Origin of the sequence: Gardnerella sp. DNF01205, assembly GCF_049244135.1 — a bacterium.
Lineage (GTDB): Bacteria > Actinomycetota > Actinomycetes > Actinomycetales > Bifidobacteriaceae > Bifidobacterium > Bifidobacterium leopoldii.
In genome coordinates this window covers 1,283,877-1,300,169 of the sequence record NZ_CP058378.1, presented here as the reverse complement: position 1 = coordinate 1,300,169, position 16,293 = coordinate 1,283,877, and the positions used below count along the sequence as shown (strand labels likewise).

Genomic DNA, 16,293 nt, shown 5'->3' with positions numbered 1-16,293 from the left:
TTCATTCGAGTTTTCAGATAAATTAATTGCGTGAGTTTTGTTTAAGAGCTTTTAATTATGTGGCTAATTTGGAGGATGTTATGAGTTGTGTTGAAACTTCGTGTGCTAGCAATGCTAAGAGTTTAGATTATGCTGATATGATGCCTATGAATATAAGCGAAATTGCTAACGTTGTTCATGGGGAAATGCACGAGTTTAATAGTTGTGACACAGATTTAGTTGCAAATTCCGTTTTTAGTGATTCTCGTCAAATCCGTAAAGGTTCTGTGTTCGTAGCTATAGTTGGTGAACATGTTGACGGTCATGATTATGTAAAGAATGCTGAAAAATCTGGAGCTGTTGTAGCTATTGTTGAACATGTTGTCGAAGGCACTAATCTCAATCAAATAGTTGTTAATAATTCTGTAGAAGCGCTGGGTTTGCTAGCTAAACATAATTTGGAACTTCGCCGCAATCTTAACAAACCTTTCACTATTATTGGTATCACTGGTTCCGTTGGCAAAACAACAACGAAAGATATGTTGAAGGCTTTGTTGAGCACGCTAGGCGAAACAGTTGCTCCTGTTGGATCTTTTAATAATAATATTGGTTTGCCTCTTACTGCTTTGCAAGTTGGCAGTAATACTCGGTTTCTAATAGCAGAAATGGGTGCTAACCATGTTGGCGAAATTGCCAATTTAACTCATATTGCTCCTCCGGATCTCGCAATAGTGCTTAAAGTTGGTGTTGCTCATTTAGGTGAATTTGGCTCAGTTGAGCGAATTGCGCAAGCAAAAAGTGAGATTGTGCGTGGGCTTTTGCCACATGGCATAGCAGTATTAAATTCCGACGATAAGCGAGTTTCTGCAATGTCTTGTCTTGTAGAAAATAAGCATGTGCGCTGGTTTGGTAGAAATGCTAAAAACGGATTGCTGGAATCAGCTAGTAAAGATGACTACCAACTTTCAGCTAGCAATATAAAGTTAGATTCTTTTGGTAAAGCAGTTTTTACTATCACTGAACGCATTAATTCTTCTGATTTAGTGAATAATATTGAAGTGCATCTTGCTATACAAGGCGAGCATAATGTTATGAATGCGCTTGCAGCAGCAAATGTTGCCAGATATTTGGGAATGACTTTAGATGATATTGCTTCTGTGCTGTCTAAAGTTTCGCATATTAGCCCGCATCGCATGCAATTGAGTACAGTTTCTAAGAATGACGAGAAATTTACACTTATTGATGATTCCTTTAATGCAAATCCTGATTCTATGAAAGCAGGAATCGATGGTTTGTGCGCTTATGAAAATGATTCTTGTAGTGCATCTTCAAAACCTTTCCGTATAGCGGTTCTTGGTTCTATGTTGGAGCTTGGCAGCAACGAAGATGAATTGCACACAAATATTGGAGAATATGTGGCAAATTCGAGTGTCGATGCGGTTGTTGCTGTTGGTTCGAAAACGGACTCTGACTTAGATAAATTAGCTCACTGTATTGCTCAAGGTGCGCGTTCTTCTTGGAATAATAAACTACCTTCTTCTCATGAGGCAGTCTATTTTGTACACAGTGCGGATGAGGCTGATGATATTGTTTGGAAAATTGTGGCCGAGCATCCGAGTAGTGTTGTGTTATTGAAAGGCTCTCATGCTTCAGGCTTGAGCGTGCTTGCTGAACATTGGGCAAATATTTAACTGCTCGATGCTCAATATAAGTGTGAAATTAATAAATTAAGTATTATAGCAAACAGAACAGTAAACGGAGGTTAAGCGGTGATTGCGCTTATTGTAGGAATTGTGGTGTCGCTCGTAGTTACGATTGTTGGCACACCTTTGCTTATTCGTTTAGTGCATCGTTTGCACTACGGTCAGTACATTCGCCAAGATGGACCACAATCTCATTTAGTAAAGCGCGGCACGCCAACTATGGGCGGTGTTGTTATTAATTTTGCTGTAGTAGCAGGTTGGGCTGCTTCTGCTCTTTATAGATATGTTTCTGTTGGTCGCTCGCCTTCATGGTCTGCTGTTTTGGTGCTGTTTGCAATGCTTTCAATGGGTTTGCTTGGCTTTATTGATGATTTTGCTAAGGTTCGTAAAAAGCAGAATCTTGGTCTTTCTGTACATGCGAAGTTTACTGGTCAAATTATTTTTGCAAGTATTTACGCGCTTTTGTCATTGCTATTGCCAACTCAATCTGGTATTGCTAGCGCTCAACCTGGAATGAGTTTTATTGAAAAACCATTTTTTGATTTTTCTATACTCGGTAAAGGTGTAGGAATCGTAGTATTTATTGTTTGGGTTAATTTCCTTATTGCTGCTTGGTCTAACGCTGTAAACTTGACTGACGGACTTGATGGTTTAGCTTCTGGATCTTCTATGATTGCTTTTGCTGGTTACGCTTTGATTGCTTTTTGGGAAAGCTACCATGTGCGTGGAGGCGGTCATTTTGGATTCTCTTACGCTGTTTCTGACCCTCTCGATTTAACTATTATTGCTGTTTGCGCTGCTGTTGCTTGCTTTGGATTCTTGTGGTTTAATTCGAATCCTGCTCAAGTATTTATGGGAGATACTGGTTCGTTGGCTTTAGGCGGATTATTTGCAGCTCTTTCTATTGCAACTCACACAGAGTTTTTGGCTGTGATTTTGGGTGGATTATTTGTAATGGAAGCTGCAAGTGACGTTATTCAAGTTGGATTCTTTAAAGCTACGCATAAGCGCGTGTTCAAAATGGCTCCTATTCATCATCATTTTGAATTGCTCGGCTGGACGGAAACTAAAGTTGTTGTGCGATTCTGGATGATTGAGCTTATGTTTGTGCTTTCTGCACTTATGATGTTCTACGCCGATTGGGCAGGGCATTCTGGCTTGCTTATTTAATTTCAAAAATTGGAAGGCTTCAATATGAATATTGTCGATGGCAATGAAGTATCTGTTTCGTCTGAATCTACTTGTAAGTCGTGCACAAGCGATAAAGCATTTGCTTTTAAGCGTGTATTAGTTGCAGGTCTTGGAGTTTCGGGTCGTGGCGCAGCTGAGGTTTTGCGCGCTGTTGGATCTGAGCCTGTGACTGCAGACGAAAATAAGCCTGATGCCGATATACATGATTTTTCAGCAATAGACTGGTCTAAAATCGATGCTGTTGTTACATCTCCAGTATTTAACCCTCGCACACCATTTTTGCAAGAAGCTGCATCGCGCAATATTCCAGTAATGAGCGAAGTTGAATTAGCGTGGCGCTTGCGCGTACCTTCTAAGCGCACGAATAAACCTGCTTATTGGATTGGCATTACTGGCACAAATGGTAAGACTTCTACTACAGAAATGACTTCTGCAATGCTAACCGCTTGCGGATTAAATGCTCCAGCCGTGGGAAATATTGGAAAGTCTGTGTCACATGCTGCTTTGGAATGTGAACATGATGCTTTATGCGTTGAATTAAGCTCTTTCCAATTGCATTTCACTGATTCTTTAGCTCTTGATTGTGCTGCTATTACTAATATTGCTGCTGATCATTTAGATTGGCATGGTGGCATGGAAGCGTACGCTCGTGACAAGTCAAAAGTATTTAATAATGTGCAAAAAGCTTTGGTTTACAATGCTCAAGATGAGCGTGTAAGCAAATTGGCAGATTGTGCACAAGTTGCTGATGGTTGTAAAAAGATTGGTTTTACGTTAGGAGAGCCTAAAGATGGTGAAATTGGCGTAAAAGACGGTTGGATTGTCGATAACAGCGGTGTTGCTGAAGGAACTAAAGGCACTCTAAAACCTATTGTCGAATTGCGTGAGCTAAAACATCTGTGCGAGCCTGATGGCAGTGTGTATCCGCATTTATTGGCTGATGCTCTTACTGCTTTAGCTTTATCTTTAGGTTTAACTGGTGACGTAGATTCTTCAGTTCGTGCTTTACGCGAATTTGCTCCTGGAGGTCATCGCATTCAAACAGTTGCGACTTTGATGTCTGAAGATGAAAATCCTTCGCATTGTATTAGATTTGTAGATGATTCTAAAGCAACTAATGCTCATGCTGCTTGTGCATCTTTAGCTAGTTTTGCTAATAATTCGGTTGTTTGGATTGCTGGCGGTTTAGCTAAAGGTGGTCATTTTGAAGATTTAATTGCAAACCAACTTCATGTGATTAAAGCAGTTGTTGTTATTGGAATAGATCAACGTCCAATTGTTGAAGCTCTTCACAGTTCAGCTCCTCACATTCCAGTAACTATTGTTTCACAGGATGGTTCTTGCGCTAAATCATATGATTGCGTTGATGACTTAGTTTGTGAGAATATTGAGAATACTTCGCTTGTAAATCCTGATTCTTCATTCGGTGAGGCTGTTATGCGTCAAACTGTAGAAGCTGCTGGGCGTTATGCTAAGCCTGGTGATGTTGTTCTGCTTGCTCCTGCTTGTGCCTCTATGGATCAATTTGTTTCGTACGCCGATCGCGGCAATCGTTTTGCTAAAGAATCTCAACGATGGGTGCATAATCATGGTGTTCAACAGTAATAAGCCTAAAAAGTTTTTGCGTTCATTAGCGCGCAAAGTCTCAGAAGTTATTATGGAAGATCATATTGAAGCAGATTCAGATTCTTCTCATTCTTCCCAAAAACAAAAATTTGAATCTTTTAAAAAATCTATTAGGACTTCAGCAAGTAAAGTAGGCGAGTCCGTAAGCAAAGTAGGAGCGTATGCAAGCAAAGCGGGTAAGGAATTAGGCAAATCTGTAGGAAAGTCTGTAGGAAAGTCTGTAAGTAAGTCCGTAAGTAATTCTGTTACTAAAGTTGGCAGATCTGTAGGTTCTTCTTTAAATAAATCTGTAAAATTTGTAAAAGATGTAAAGAAGTCGAAAGTTGCGAAACAAGCGAAACAAACTAAACGGGCTAATTTTGTAAAGCCTGCAGAGCAAGCAAATCCTGTAAATACTGTAAATCCTGCGAAACCTGCAAAGCTAACAAAGATAGCGAAACCAGCAAATACAGCAAAGCCGACAAAGTCAATTAAATACGCAAAATTAGCGCATACTGTATCTGGAATATTTTCCTCGAAGAAAGACTACTCAAAAAACTCGTTAGAGCGCAAAACTCAAGATTCAGAGTTAAAGAAATATGTTGGCTTGCGCAGTTTAACTAACCCACTGTGGTGCTTATACGGCATGCGGGTATCAGTGGTTATACTGTCGATTTTTGGCTTATTCATGGTGTTTTCTAGTTCTTCAGTAACTATGATTACCTACGGAATTGCGCCTTGGGGTCAAGGCGTAAACCAAACAATGTATTGCGTTTTAGGCTTAATTGGCTATATTTTCGCTTCTCGACTTCCAGTTACAGTTTATAGACGATACGTTGCTGTTATTTACATTATTTCTGTTATTGCACAGTTCTTAACATTTGTTCCAGGTTTACGACGTGAAGTTAATGGTAATGCTGGTTGGATTGCTTTCGGCCCTATTACTTTGCAGCCTGCAGAAATTACAAAACTTGCATTATGTATTTGGCTTCCAATAGCTTTGATTGCTGCAAAACAAGCATATGAGCGTGTGCAAATGCGCGCATATATTCCTGTAGCAGCAGGACTCGGCGTATCGTTATTGCTTGTTATTGCAGGTAAGGATCTTGGTACTGCTTTAATTATTATTCTTATTGCACTTATAGCTTTTTATCTTGGTGGATTCCCTACGCGCTGGCTGATAGGAAGTATTTTTATTGCTATTGCTATGGTCGCTATGCTTGTTTTGACAAGCCAAAATCGTATGCGACGTATTCTTGCTACTTTGCACGGATGCGATGCAAAAGCAGCTAAAGGCGTTTGCTTCCAAGCAATTCATGCTCAATATGCAATGGCTTCTGGTGGACTATTAGGCGTTGGAATCGGAAACTCTCGTGAAAAATGGAATTATTTGCCTTACGCTCACAATGATTTTATTTTCGCTATTATTGGCGAAGAGATGGGCTTTTTGGTTGCAGCAGCAGTAATTTTGCTATACGTAATTATTGGTTGGTGCATACTATCTTCAGCATTAAAAGCGAAATCGCAATTTATTTCAATCGTATTAATGTGTATTGCAACGTGGATTGTAGGCCAAGGATTAGTTAATATTCTTGTTGTTGTGCAAATACTTCCGGTTATGGGAGTGCCTATGCCGTTTGTGTCCGCAGGTGGATCTTCGCTTGTTATGTGTTTGGTTGCAATTGGCGTAGCTGATGGTCTTATGCGTTCCAATCCGCAACTTACTATATCGAAGTAGTAAGTATTTACAACTTTTTTATAATATGAAAGTTATAACAAGGGTAGTGAAATGAAGTTTGATAATGCTATTGAGCAGGAAGTGCATATTGTTCTTGCAGGCGGGGGTACTGCAGGTCATGTCAATCCTTTGCTTTCTGTTGCAAACGCGATTAAAAAGCTCAATCCTGAAGCGTTAATTAGTGTAATTGGCACAGAAGTTGGTTTGGAAAAAAGTCTTGTGCCGAATGCAGGATACGAACTTGACACTATAGAAAAAGTGCCGTTCCCACGTAAGCCAAATTTGGATGCAATTAAGTTTCCAATTCGATGGATGCGCGAAAAACGCAAAGTGCGAAATATACTAGCCGCTAGAAAAGCAGATATAGTAGTGGGCTTCGGTGGCTATGCTTCTGCTCCAGTATATTCTCAAGCTCATGCGCAGCATATTCCTATTGTGATTCACGAGCAGAATGCTAAATCTGGAATGGCAAATCGCTTGGGTGCAAGTTGGGCTGATGCTGTTGGAACAGTTTATGGGAATACTGATTTGCGCACACGAAAAGGTGTCAAAGTTGAAAGAGTTGGTTTACCTCTTAGACCTGCTATTTCTAAATTGTGTGAAAGATTAGAAAAAGATTATGATTCCGCTCGCGTTGAAGGTGCGCAAAAACTTGGCGTTGACCCTAAACGTCCAATTATTCTTGTTACCGGCGGATCTTTGGGTGCAAAAAGCATAAATCAAGCTGTTGCTGCAGCAGCAGGAGATATTTTAAAACATGCGCAAGTAATTCACTTAACTGGTCGCGCAAAAGCGGAAGAAGTACGAAATATAGTTGCAAAGCAAGTAGGCGAATCGCAAATAAATGATATTAAACCAGAGCATGCTGGTTGTGGCGATTATCATATTGCAGAATATTTAGAGCGTATTGATTGGGCTTTTGCTTGTGCAGATTTAGTTATATGTCGTGCAGGAGCTGGAACGGTTGCAGAAATTTCTGCACTTGGCTTACCTGCTGTATACGTGCCATTGCCTATTGGCAACGGCGAGCAGCGTTTCAATGCTGAGCCTGTAGTAAATACAGGGGGAGCATTAATGGTAAATGATGCTGATTTCAATGCGAAGTGGTTTATAGATGAAGGATTAGCTTTATTGCAAAACAAAAAGCAATTACAAGCTATGCGCACTAAATCTTGGAATTATGGTATTCGTGATGCTGCAGACGTTATGGCGAAGCGTATTCTTGAAATCGCAAAAGAAGGCAGAAAGTAATGACTAATCTTAATAGCAATACAACTTCATCTCATAACAACATTGATTTAAACCCAGTAAAATCAGCGTTTGATGATTCGCAAACTATTTCAAAACTAGGGCGAGTGCATTTTATTGGCATTGGCGGAGCTGGAATGAGTGTTCTGGCAGAAATGTTGCATGAAGAGGGAGTAAGCGTAAGCGGTTGCGATCGTGAAGCAAATGATCACACTCAACGCTTGGAAGAATTAGGTATTGAAGTAGAAATTGGACAAAGTGCTTCACATGTTGAGCATGCAGATGTACTCGTGTATTCAAGTGCTATTAAACCGAGCAATCCGGAGATTATGGCAGCACATGAGCGCGGCATAAAACTTGTTCATCGCAGCGATATTCTTGCGTTATTATTATCTGCAAAAACTGGTGTGACTGTTGCTGGAGCGCATGGTAAAACAACTACTAGCTCACTTCTTTCTCATATATTAACTGTGGCTGCAGTAGGCGATTTGGCTGATCCAAGCTACGCAATCGGCGGATCTATTCAAGCCGCAGACGGAACAGTTTTAGACGGCGGTCATGCTGGTAATGGAATTGTTATGGTTGCTGAAGCTGACGAATCTGACGGAAGTTTTGAAAAATACAGCCCAAGTATTGCAATCGTAACAAATGCTGAAGCAGATCACTTGGATCATTATGGCTCTAGTGAACGATACAGAGAAGCATTTGTTGAGCACGTAAGTCATGCTGTTAATAACGTAATAATTTGTGCAGAAGACGAAGGTGCTAGAAAAGTACTTGAAGCTATGCCGGATAATATTTTAAACAAAACAATTGCTTACGGTAATTTGGATACTTGGAGCCTAAAACTCAGCTCGCGCGTACAAAAATTAGCTATCTTCGCAAGTATTGAGCATGAAAATGAGCAAGCTGTAAGTGGTCGCGAAATGTTTACGCTTGTATTGCCAGAAAAAATTTTGGATGAGCATACTAAATGTTCGAACAAGGTGCAAGTTAGCTTGTTAATACCAGGTTTGCATAATGCTCTTAATGCTTCTGCAGCTATTGTTGCTGCAGTATTGCTCGGTATGAATCCAGAAAATGCGGCTCGTGGTGCAGAAAGCTTCCGAGGTGCGTCTCGTCGTTTTGATATTCGTGGATGTGTTGATGGTGTAACAGTTGTGGACGATTATGCTCACCATCCAACTGAAATAGCTGCATTATTGCGCGCTGCTCGAAGAAAGTACACTTCTTCTACTCTTCGCGTGCTGTTTCAGCCTCATTTGTTCTCCAGAACGCAGGCTTTTGCTAATGAGTTTGCAAAATCTTTGGCTCTTGCAGACGATGTAATTGTTACAGGAATTTTCCCAGCTCGCGAAAAGCAGGAAGATTTTCCAAATATTAATGCTGAAACTATTGTTAAAGCTGCAAAATCACAGAATCTTGATGTAAAAATTGAAGCGGTTGACGATATGCGCGCAGCTGCGTTGAAACTGGCTTTGCGTGCAAAATCTGGTGATGTGCTGCTTACAGTTGGTGCAGGAAGTATTACTGCTATGACGTCTGTTATGCTAGAAGCATTGTAGTGCTTTGAAATTAAGCGATTAAAATATAAATAAATTATTACGAGAGGCAATTATGGGTCGCGTGAGGTCAAGCAAATCGTACGATGCTGATGCAAATAATTCGCATCGTCGTACCGTTTCAAGTCTTAATATTGCGCGTACTGAAGAGTCTCGTAGTAATAAATCCAGCAGCAGTGCGTCTCGTAGTAGTGCGTCTCGTAGTGCTGAATTGCTTAATAATGAATTGCGTAGTGGTGTATTGCGTGGCATAGCGCGTGGTGCGAAATCTAATATCGGAAAATCTAATATAAAAAAATCTAGTATCGAAAAAACGCGTGATGAAAAAATTCATATTTCTAAACCTAGATCTGCTTCGTCGTTGCGCAAAGACCAGCGTTTCCAAAGGCATATAATCAGCCAAAACACATCGCAAATACGAGTAGCTGATGTTAATGAAAAAAATCATCAAGGTAAGTTTGTTGACGCTAGACTTTTGCCGAAGCTTGATTTTGTAAGAAAAACTTTAAGTCAAACTTCTGGTTCTCTTGGAATGATTACTCGTCCTAGAATAATTAATTTTCGAGAGCGTTTGAAAGAACGTAAATCTGCTTATTTGCAATTTACTGTTAAACGAATTCTTGCAATTCTTGCAGTGATTGCCTCTGTTTCGGCGATTGTTTGGTTTTTATTCTTCTCGCCAGTTTTTCTTCTTAAGTCTAGCGATATAAGTATTTCTGGATCTAACGAGTGGGTGAGTGAGCAAAAAATTGCTTCAATTGCGTCAACTCAGGTTGGTAAATCACTATTTTTAGTTTCTTCTCAAGAAGTAATTAACCAACTTAACGATATTCCTGGCGTAACTGAAGCAAAAGTTTCTAAGAATTTTCCTAATGGTTTGCATGTTTCTGTACATGCGCAACGTCCTGCAGCAATGCTCAAAACTCGAGATAGCAATAAATTAACTGCTGTTGACGCTAAAGGTCGCGTGTTAAATGCCGTAGCTCAAGTTACAACACAAGGAATACCTGTTATTGAAGTTTCAAATGTGCAAAGAAGTTTGAATAATAGAGCGGTACTTGAAGCTGTAAAAATTGTTAGTTCACTTTCGGAATCTTTGCGAGCTAGAGTTACGAGAGTTAGTGCAAAAACTCAAGATTCTGTCGAAACAGAATTAGGGGATGTTAAAAAAACTATTATATGGGGCAATTCGTCTCAGATTGAGTTAAAGAAAGCTATTGTTGCCAAGATTATTGATGATCCTAGTAAAATTGGAAACAAACGCAGCTTAGATGTGTCTGCTCCTGTGCGTCCAATTCTTAAATAGGGTTTTAAAACTTTATTAATTGCATTGTCAAGATTAGGTGTATAATAGTAATTCGTGTGTGCCAACGGCGTGCCTTATGTTATAGGCGTGCGTGTTGGGATATCCCAAGTGCCAAAGATAGTGCGCAGTAATGTGTGGCTGGAGGCGCGAGGGCCATCGGGCCGGTGGACTGTGGCTTTTACTCTTTAACCGATTCTTTGGTTATGGTGTGCTGCAGTGTGGCGGTTTTCACCAAATAGAAGATAACAATGAATCGGAGAACTTAAGTTGCCTACGATTGAACAACTTGTCCGTAAAGGACGTCAGGCCAAGCCGAAAAAGTCAAAGACTTTGGCCTTGAAGGGTAGCCCGCTGCGTCGTGGCGTGTGCACCCGTGTGTACACCACCACTCCTAAGAAGCCAAATTCCGCGCTTCGTAAGGTTGCTCGTGTGCGCCTCAGCTCTGGTATTGAAGTAACCGCCTATATTCCAGGCGAAGGTCACAACTTGCAGGAGCACTCCATCGTGCTCGTGCGTGGTGGCCGTGTGAAGGATCTCCCAGGTGTGCGTTACCACATCGTGCGTGGCGCATTAGATACCCAGGGTGTCAAGGACCGCAAGCAGGGTCGTTCCCTGTATGGAGCAAAGAAGGCGAAGTAAAACATGTCACGTAAAGGACCTGCAAAAAAGCATCAACTGCTTCCTGATCCAATCTACGGCTCGACCGTCGTGGCTCAGTTGATTAACAAAATCCTTCTCGATGGTAAGAAGTCCATCGCAGAAAACATCGTCTACACCGCTCTTGAGCAGGTGAAGGCAAAGACCGAGCAGGAGCCAGTTTCTGTATTGAAGCGCGCTCTTGATAACATTCGTCCAAATCTTGAGGTTCGTTCTCGCCGCGTTGGTGGCGCAACTTACCAGGTTCCAGTCGAAGTTAAGCCTGCTCGTGCAAACACTCTTTCCCTCCGCTGGCTTACTGACTTCTCACGTGTTCGTCGTGAAAAGACTATGGCTGAGCGTTTGGCCAACGAAATTCTCGATGCCTCCAATGGCTTGGGTGCTTCCGTGAAGCGCCGCGAGGATACCCACAAGATGGCAGAAGCAAACAAGGCTTTTGCTCACTATCGCTGGTAATCCACAAGATAATCGGTATCTTAAAGAGCTAAGGATAAGAATATGGCACAAGATGTGCTTAACGACCTGAATATGGTTCGTAATATCGGCATCATGGCGCACATTGATGCTGGTAAGACTACTACCACCGAACGTATTCTTTACTACACTGGTAAGAACTACAAGATCGGTGAAACTCATGATGGTGCTTCTACCATGGACTTCATGGCTCAGGAGCAGGAGCGCGGTATTACTATTCAGTCTGCTGCAACTACCTGCTTCTGGAAGCGTCAGACTCATGACGTTGATGATCGCTATCAGATCAACATCATCGATACCCCAGGCCACGTGGACTTCACCGCTGAGGTGGAACGTTCCCTTCGCGTGCTCGATGGTGCTGTAGCAGTCTTCGATGGTAAGGAAGGTGTGGAACCTCAGTCTGAAACCGTGTGGCGTCAGGCTGATAAGTATAGCGTCCCACGTATCTGCTTCATCAATAAGATGGATAAGCTTGGCGCTGATTTCTACTATTCTGTCAAGACCATCAAGGAGAAGCTCGGTGCAACTCCACTCGTTATTCAGCTTCCAATCGGTGCTGAAAACGACTTCGTCGGCGTTGTTGACTTGATTCGTATGAAGGCTTACGTCTGGAATGACGTTAAGGACGATATGGGTGCTCACTATGACACCGTTGACATTCCTGAAGATTTGCAGGAACGTGCAGAACAGTATCGTGCTGAGCTTATGGATCAGGTTGCTGAAGCTGACGATGAGCTGGTTGAGAAGTATCTTGAAACTGGCGAACTTACTGAAGAAGAAATGCGCGCCGGTATCCGTAAGCTTACCATTGAGCGTAAGGCATTCCCAGTAACTTGCGGTTCTGCATTCAAGGATAAGGGTGTTCAGCCAATGCTGGATGCTGTTGTCGACTTCCTCCCAAGCCCAGAAGATGTTCCATCTATTAAGGGCTTCAAGCCAGGTGACGAATCCGTTGAAATCGACCGTAAGCCAGTTAATACAGATCCATTCGCAGCATTGGTATTCAAGATTTCAACCCATCCATTCTATGGCAAGCTCGTGTTCGTGCGCGTTTACTCTGGCGAAGTAAAGCCAGGCGATTCCGTGTACGATTCCACGAAGTCCAAGAAGGAACGCGTTGGTAAGATCTTCCAGATGCATGCTGATAAGGAAAATCCTGTAGATTCAGCTGAAGCTGGTAACATCTACACCTTCGTTGGTTTGAAGAACGTCAGCACTGGTGATACTTTGTGCGACGAAAAGAACCCAATTTCTTTGGAATCCATGACATTCCCAGATCCTGTTATCGAGGTTGCTGTGGAGCCAAAGACGAAGGCTGATCAGGAAAAGATGAGCTTGGCTTTGGCTAAGCTTTCTGACGAGGATCCTACATTCCAGGTTAAGACCGATGAGGAATCTGGTCAGACTTTGATTTCCGGTATGGGCGAGCTTCAGCTTGACATTATCGTTGATCGTATGCGTCGTGAGTTCAAGGTCGAAGCGAACGTTGGTAAGCCACAAGTTGCTTACCGTGAGACGATTCGTAAGGCTGTTATGAACCAGGAATACACTCACAAGAAGCAGACCGGTGGTTCTGGTCAGTTCGCAAAGGTTTTGATGAACTTCGAGCCTCTCGACACAGAATCTGGCGAAACCTACCAGTTTGTCAACGAAGTTACCGGCGGCCACATCACCAAGGAATTCATTCCTTCAATCGATGCAGGCGTGCAGGAAGCTATGGAATCCGGCGTTTTGGCTGGCTTCCCAGTTGTGGGTGTAAAGGCAACCGTCACCGACGGTCAGACTCACGATGTCGATTCTTCGGAAATGGCCTTCAAGATTGCAGGTTCCATGTGCTTCAAGGAAGCTGCTCCTAAGGCTAATCCGGTAATTCTCGAACCAATTATGGCTGTCGAAGTCCGTACTCCAGAAGAGTACATGGGCGATGTCATGGGCGATTTGAACTCTCGTCGCGGTAACATCCAGTCTATGACTGATGCTACTGGCGTGAAAGTTATCGATGCCAAGGTGCCGCTGAGCGAAATGTTCGGCTACATTGGCGATCTTCGTTCTAAGACTCAGGGCCGCGCAATGTTCACCATGCAGATGGACTCTTACGCGGAGGTCCCGAAGGCCGTTTCGGACGAGATTATTAAGGCTCAGCGCGGCGAATAAAGCGCACGCTACTTCGGTGTTTTCTGTCCCCGGTCAACGCTAGAATTTCCTACGTTGACTGGGTTCTGGCACCGAAGTGGCACCTAACCCAGAAACCCAGTAATATGTAGCGAAAGACCTCTCACAAATGTGTGAGGCAAACTACGAGACGTCCAGGAGGACAAACACATGGCAAAGGAAAAGTACGAGCGTACTAAGCCGCATGTTAACATTGGTACCATTGGTCACGTTGATCACGGTAAGACTACCTTGACCGCGGCTATTTCTAAGGTGCTGCATGGCGAGTATCCAGATCTGAACCCTCAGTATGACTTCGATCAGATTGATGCCGCTCCAGAAGAGAAGGAACGCGGCATTACCATTAACATCGCACACATCGAGTATCAGACCGCTGAGCGTCACTACGCTCACGTGGACGCTCCAGGCCACGCTGATTACGTGAAGAACATGATCACCGGTGCTGCTCAGATGGATGGCGCAATCCTCGTGGTTGCTGCTACCGATGGTCCTATGGCTCAGACCCGTGAGCACGTTTTGCTCGCTAAGCAGGTCGGTGTCCCGAAGATCCTCGTTGCTTTGAACAAGTGCGATATGGTTGATGATCCAGAACTTATCGACCTCGTCGAAGAAGAGGTTCGTGACCTCCTCGAAGAAAACGGCTTCGATCGCGACTGCCCAGTCATCCGCACCTCTGCTTACGGTGCTTTGCACGATGACGCTCCAGATCACGAGAAGTGGGTAGAGACCGTCAAGGAGCTCATGAAGGCTGTTGATGAGTACATCCCAACCCCAACTCACGATCTTGACAAGCCATTCTTGATGCCAATCGAAGATGTGTTCACCATCTCCGGTCGTGGTACCGTTGTCACCGGTCGTGTTGAGCGTGGTAAGCTCCCAATCAACACCCCAGTTGAGATTGTTGGTTTGCGTCCAACTCAGACCACCACCGTTACCTCCATCGAGACCTTCCACAAGCAGATGGATGAGGCCGAGGCTGGCGATAACACTGGTCTTCTTCTCCGTGGTATCAACCGTACCGACGTTGAGCGTGGTCAGGTTGTGGCTGCTCCAGGTTCTGTGACCCCACACACCAAGTTCGAAGGCGAAGTTTACGTCTTGACCAAGGATGAAGGTGGCCGTCACTCGCCGTTCTTCTCCAACTACCGTCCACAGTTCTACTTCCGCACCACCGACGTCACCGGTGTTATCACCTTGCCAGACGGCGTTGAGATGGTTCAGCCAGGCGATCACGCAACCTTCACTGTTGAGTTGATCCAGGCTATCGCAATGGAAGAGGGCTTGACCTTCGCAGTTCGTGAAGGTGGCCGTACCGTTGGTTCCGGTCGTGTGACCAAGATTCTTGCCTAGTATTTTCTCTAACTGAAAATATTAGCTAAGGCTTAATAAAGACCCCACGAGTTTCCTCGCGGGGTCTTTATTATGTTCGTGCGCGCTTTGAAGGAGCTTGAAATCCAATGGATTTCAAGCTCCTTCAAAGCGCGATTTGGCATGCGAAGCACGGTTGTGGTTAATGCTCAAGCATGTCGTCAGCGCACACAAAACACAACCCAGTTTCTAAAACCCAACCACACGAACCTGCCCTGCCTTCGTCAATCGAGACGAAGGCAGGGCTCGCTTGCGTTGAAAGCACACTGTGCTTTCAACCCTGAGCAAGCTCGGCGCTCCGAGTTGCTTTCGTGCGCGCAATGCTGCGCTCAAGCATGTCGTCGCGCCCATGTTTGGAACACAGAACACATAAATAAAAACCCTGCCGAACGAATTCAGCAGGGTTTTTGTGTTTAGAAAATCAGAACTACTAATCTCTATTATCTCCAAGCAACTCTAGCAAGTAGATGAACATGTTAATGAAGTCCAAGAACAGCTGGAATGCGCAGAAAATAGATACTTTCTTAACCATTTCAGGCTGATTTTCATATTGTGCAAGTAATGCGCGAGTTTGCTGAGCATCATAAGCTGTTAAACCTGCAAAAATAACGATGCCAATTCCAGCCATAAGACGCATGGTTCCAGTATCTTGCCCAATAAACGAAATAATAATTTGCGCAACAACGAATACAAGTAATGCAACCATTAAAATTGGACCAGCTTTAAGCAAATCCTTTTTTGTAGTAAGTGCAAGCATTGTCAAGCACAGGAAGAATCCTGCAGTTAAAGCAAACACTAATGCCACGGATCCAAGGCTAAATACTTGAAAGACTGAGCTTAAAGTGAATCCTGTTAAAGCAGCATAAGCATAGAACAAAACTCGTACTGTTGTCTCACTCATCTTCATTAAACGCGTTCCAAGAACAACTGCTATCACAACCTGAGCAATTGCCAGCATCATCCAACCCCATCCGCGGGTTGCAAACATAAATCTAAGCCAGAAATTACCGCTCTGAGTGAACAGTGCCACAAGAGTTGTAACAATCAATCCAAGCGTCATTTCACCATAAGTGCGTCCTACTGAAACTCTTTTTGCTTCTTCAAAAGCATATGTTGCCTGAGTGTCAATAACCTCAGGAGCACCGCTTCCGTAATAATCTTGAGTAAAGTTTGTCATTATTTCTCCTTAACAGCTATGAAATAAAACGCTGTCAAGACAACGTTCTCACACAATTATAATTAAAGCATCTGGGAAAATGCTAAAAAAATACAGCATAATTTATACGTTCG

Annotated in this window: 12 protein-coding genes; 11 read left to right on the top strand and 1 reads right to left on the bottom strand. The window is 43.1% G+C overall.

Features of this window, described 5'->3' with window-relative positions; translation table 11 throughout:
• Positions 1–80: 80 nt before the first annotated feature.
• The 11 genes from HXT47_RS05360 to tuf all read left to right on the top strand — a co-directional run bounded on the left by HXT47_RS05360 (position 81) and on the right by tuf (position 14,985).
• Positions 81–1,670, top strand: coding sequence for a UDP-N-acetylmuramoyl-tripeptide--D-alanyl-D-alanine ligase (locus tag HXT47_RS05360; protein WP_421788976.1), 1,590 nt, complete (start codon positions 81–83; stop codon positions 1,668–1,670).
• Positions 1,671–1,748: 78 nt separating this feature from the next.
• Positions 1,749–2,852 (top strand): phospho-N-acetylmuramoyl-pentapeptide-transferase, encoded by a 1,104-nt coding sequence (mraY, locus tag HXT47_RS05355; RefSeq protein WP_004107386.1) that lies wholly within the window; start codon positions 1,749–1,751, stop codon positions 2,850–2,852.
• Positions 2,853–2,876: 24 nt separating this feature from the next.
• Positions 2,877–4,478, top strand: coding sequence for a UDP-N-acetylmuramoyl-L-alanine--D-glutamate ligase (gene murD / locus HXT47_RS05350; RefSeq protein ID WP_410299578.1), 1,602 nt, complete (start codon positions 2,877–2,879; stop codon positions 4,476–4,478).
• A 526-nt stretch (positions 4,479–5,004) separates the two neighbouring features.
• A complete protein-coding gene (locus HXT47_RS05345) occupies positions 5,005–6,216 on the top strand; it encodes a peptidoglycan glycosyltransferase FtsW (RefSeq protein WP_407645751.1) in 1,212 nt (403 codons plus the stop codon).
• A 51-nt stretch (positions 6,217–6,267) separates the two neighbouring features.
• A complete protein-coding gene (locus tag HXT47_RS05340; protein ID WP_116442801.1) occupies positions 6,268–7,467 on the top strand; it encodes a UDP-N-acetylglucosamine--N-acetylmuramyl-(pentapeptide) pyrophosphoryl-undecaprenol N-acetylglucosamine transferase in 1,200 nt (399 codons plus the stop codon).
• Positions 7,467–9,029 carry a UDP-N-acetylmuramate--L-alanine ligase gene (murC, locus tag HXT47_RS05335; protein WP_174163721.1) on the top strand — a complete coding sequence of 521 codons (1,563 nt, stop codon included), beginning with the start codon at positions 7,467–7,469 and terminating at the stop codon, positions 9,027–9,029. The genes HXT47_RS05340 and murC overlap by 1 nt, the downstream gene beginning before the upstream one ends.
• A gap of 52 nt (positions 9,030–9,081) precedes the next feature.
• Complete coding sequence (locus HXT47_RS05330) at positions 9,082–10,332, top strand: cell division protein FtsQ/DivIB (RefSeq protein ID WP_421788972.1); 1,251 nt, start codon at positions 9,082–9,084, stop codon at positions 10,330–10,332.
• 267 nt (positions 10,333–10,599) lie between these two features.
• Complete coding sequence (rpsL, locus tag HXT47_RS05325; RefSeq protein ID WP_003813881.1) at positions 10,600–10,971, top strand: 30S ribosomal protein S12; 372 nt, start codon at positions 10,600–10,602, stop codon at positions 10,969–10,971.
• A gap of 3 nt (positions 10,972–10,974) precedes the next feature.
• Positions 10,975–11,445, top strand: a complete 471-nt coding sequence (gene rpsG, locus HXT47_RS05320; RefSeq protein ID WP_004107405.1) for a 30S ribosomal protein S7 — start codon at positions 10,975–10,977, stop codon at positions 11,443–11,445.
• A gap of 42 nt (positions 11,446–11,487) precedes the next feature.
• Positions 11,488–13,617 carry an elongation factor G gene (gene fusA / locus HXT47_RS05315; RefSeq protein WP_004107409.1) on the top strand — a complete coding sequence of 710 codons (2,130 nt, stop codon included), beginning with the start codon at positions 11,488–11,490 and terminating at the stop codon, positions 13,615–13,617.
• Positions 13,618–13,785: 168 nt separating this feature from the next.
• Positions 13,786–14,985: an elongation factor Tu gene (tuf, locus tag HXT47_RS05310; RefSeq protein WP_004118785.1), complete on the top strand. Its 1,200-nt coding sequence runs from the start codon at positions 13,786–13,788 to the stop codon at positions 14,983–14,985.
• A 448-nt stretch (positions 14,986–15,433) separates the two neighbouring features.
• Here the strand turns inward: tuf and HXT47_RS05305 are convergent, their stop codons facing one another.
• A complete protein-coding gene (locus HXT47_RS05305; RefSeq protein WP_004118787.1) occupies positions 15,434–16,180 on the bottom strand; it encodes a Bax inhibitor-1/YccA family protein in 747 nt (248 codons plus the stop codon).
• Positions 16,181–16,293: the final 113 nt, after the last annotated feature.

Excerpts from the sequence above, each read along its gene's own strand:
- HXT47_RS05360 (WP_421788976.1), top strand. The coding sequence starts at position 81 with ATGAGTTGTGTTGAAACTTCGTGTGCTAGCAATGCTAAGAGTTTAGAT.
- murD (WP_410299578.1), top strand. The coding sequence starts at position 2,877 with ATGAATATTGTCGATGGCAATGAAGTATCTGTTTCGTCTGAATCTACT.
- HXT47_RS05340 (WP_116442801.1), top strand. The coding sequence starts at position 6,268 with ATGAAGTTTGATAATGCTATTGAGCAGGAAGTGCATATTGTTCTTGCA.
- murC (WP_174163721.1), top strand. The coding sequence starts at position 7,467 with ATGACTAATCTTAATAGCAATACAACTTCATCTCATAACAACATTGAT.
- HXT47_RS05330 (WP_421788972.1), top strand. The coding sequence starts at position 9,082 with ATGGGTCGCGTGAGGTCAAGCAAATCGTACGATGCTGATGCAAATAAT.
- rpsG (WP_004107405.1), top strand. The coding sequence starts at position 10,975 with ATGTCACGTAAAGGACCTGCAAAAAAGCATCAACTGCTTCCTGATCCA.
- fusA (WP_004107409.1), top strand. The coding sequence starts at position 11,488 with ATGGCACAAGATGTGCTTAACGACCTGAATATGGTTCGTAATATCGGC.
- tuf (WP_004118785.1), top strand. The coding sequence starts at position 13,786 with ATGGCAAAGGAAAAGTACGAGCGTACTAAGCCGCATGTTAACATTGGT.
- HXT47_RS05305 (WP_004118787.1), bottom strand. The coding sequence starts at position 16,180 with ATGACAAACTTTACTCAAGATTATTACGGAAGCGGTGCTCCTGAGGTT.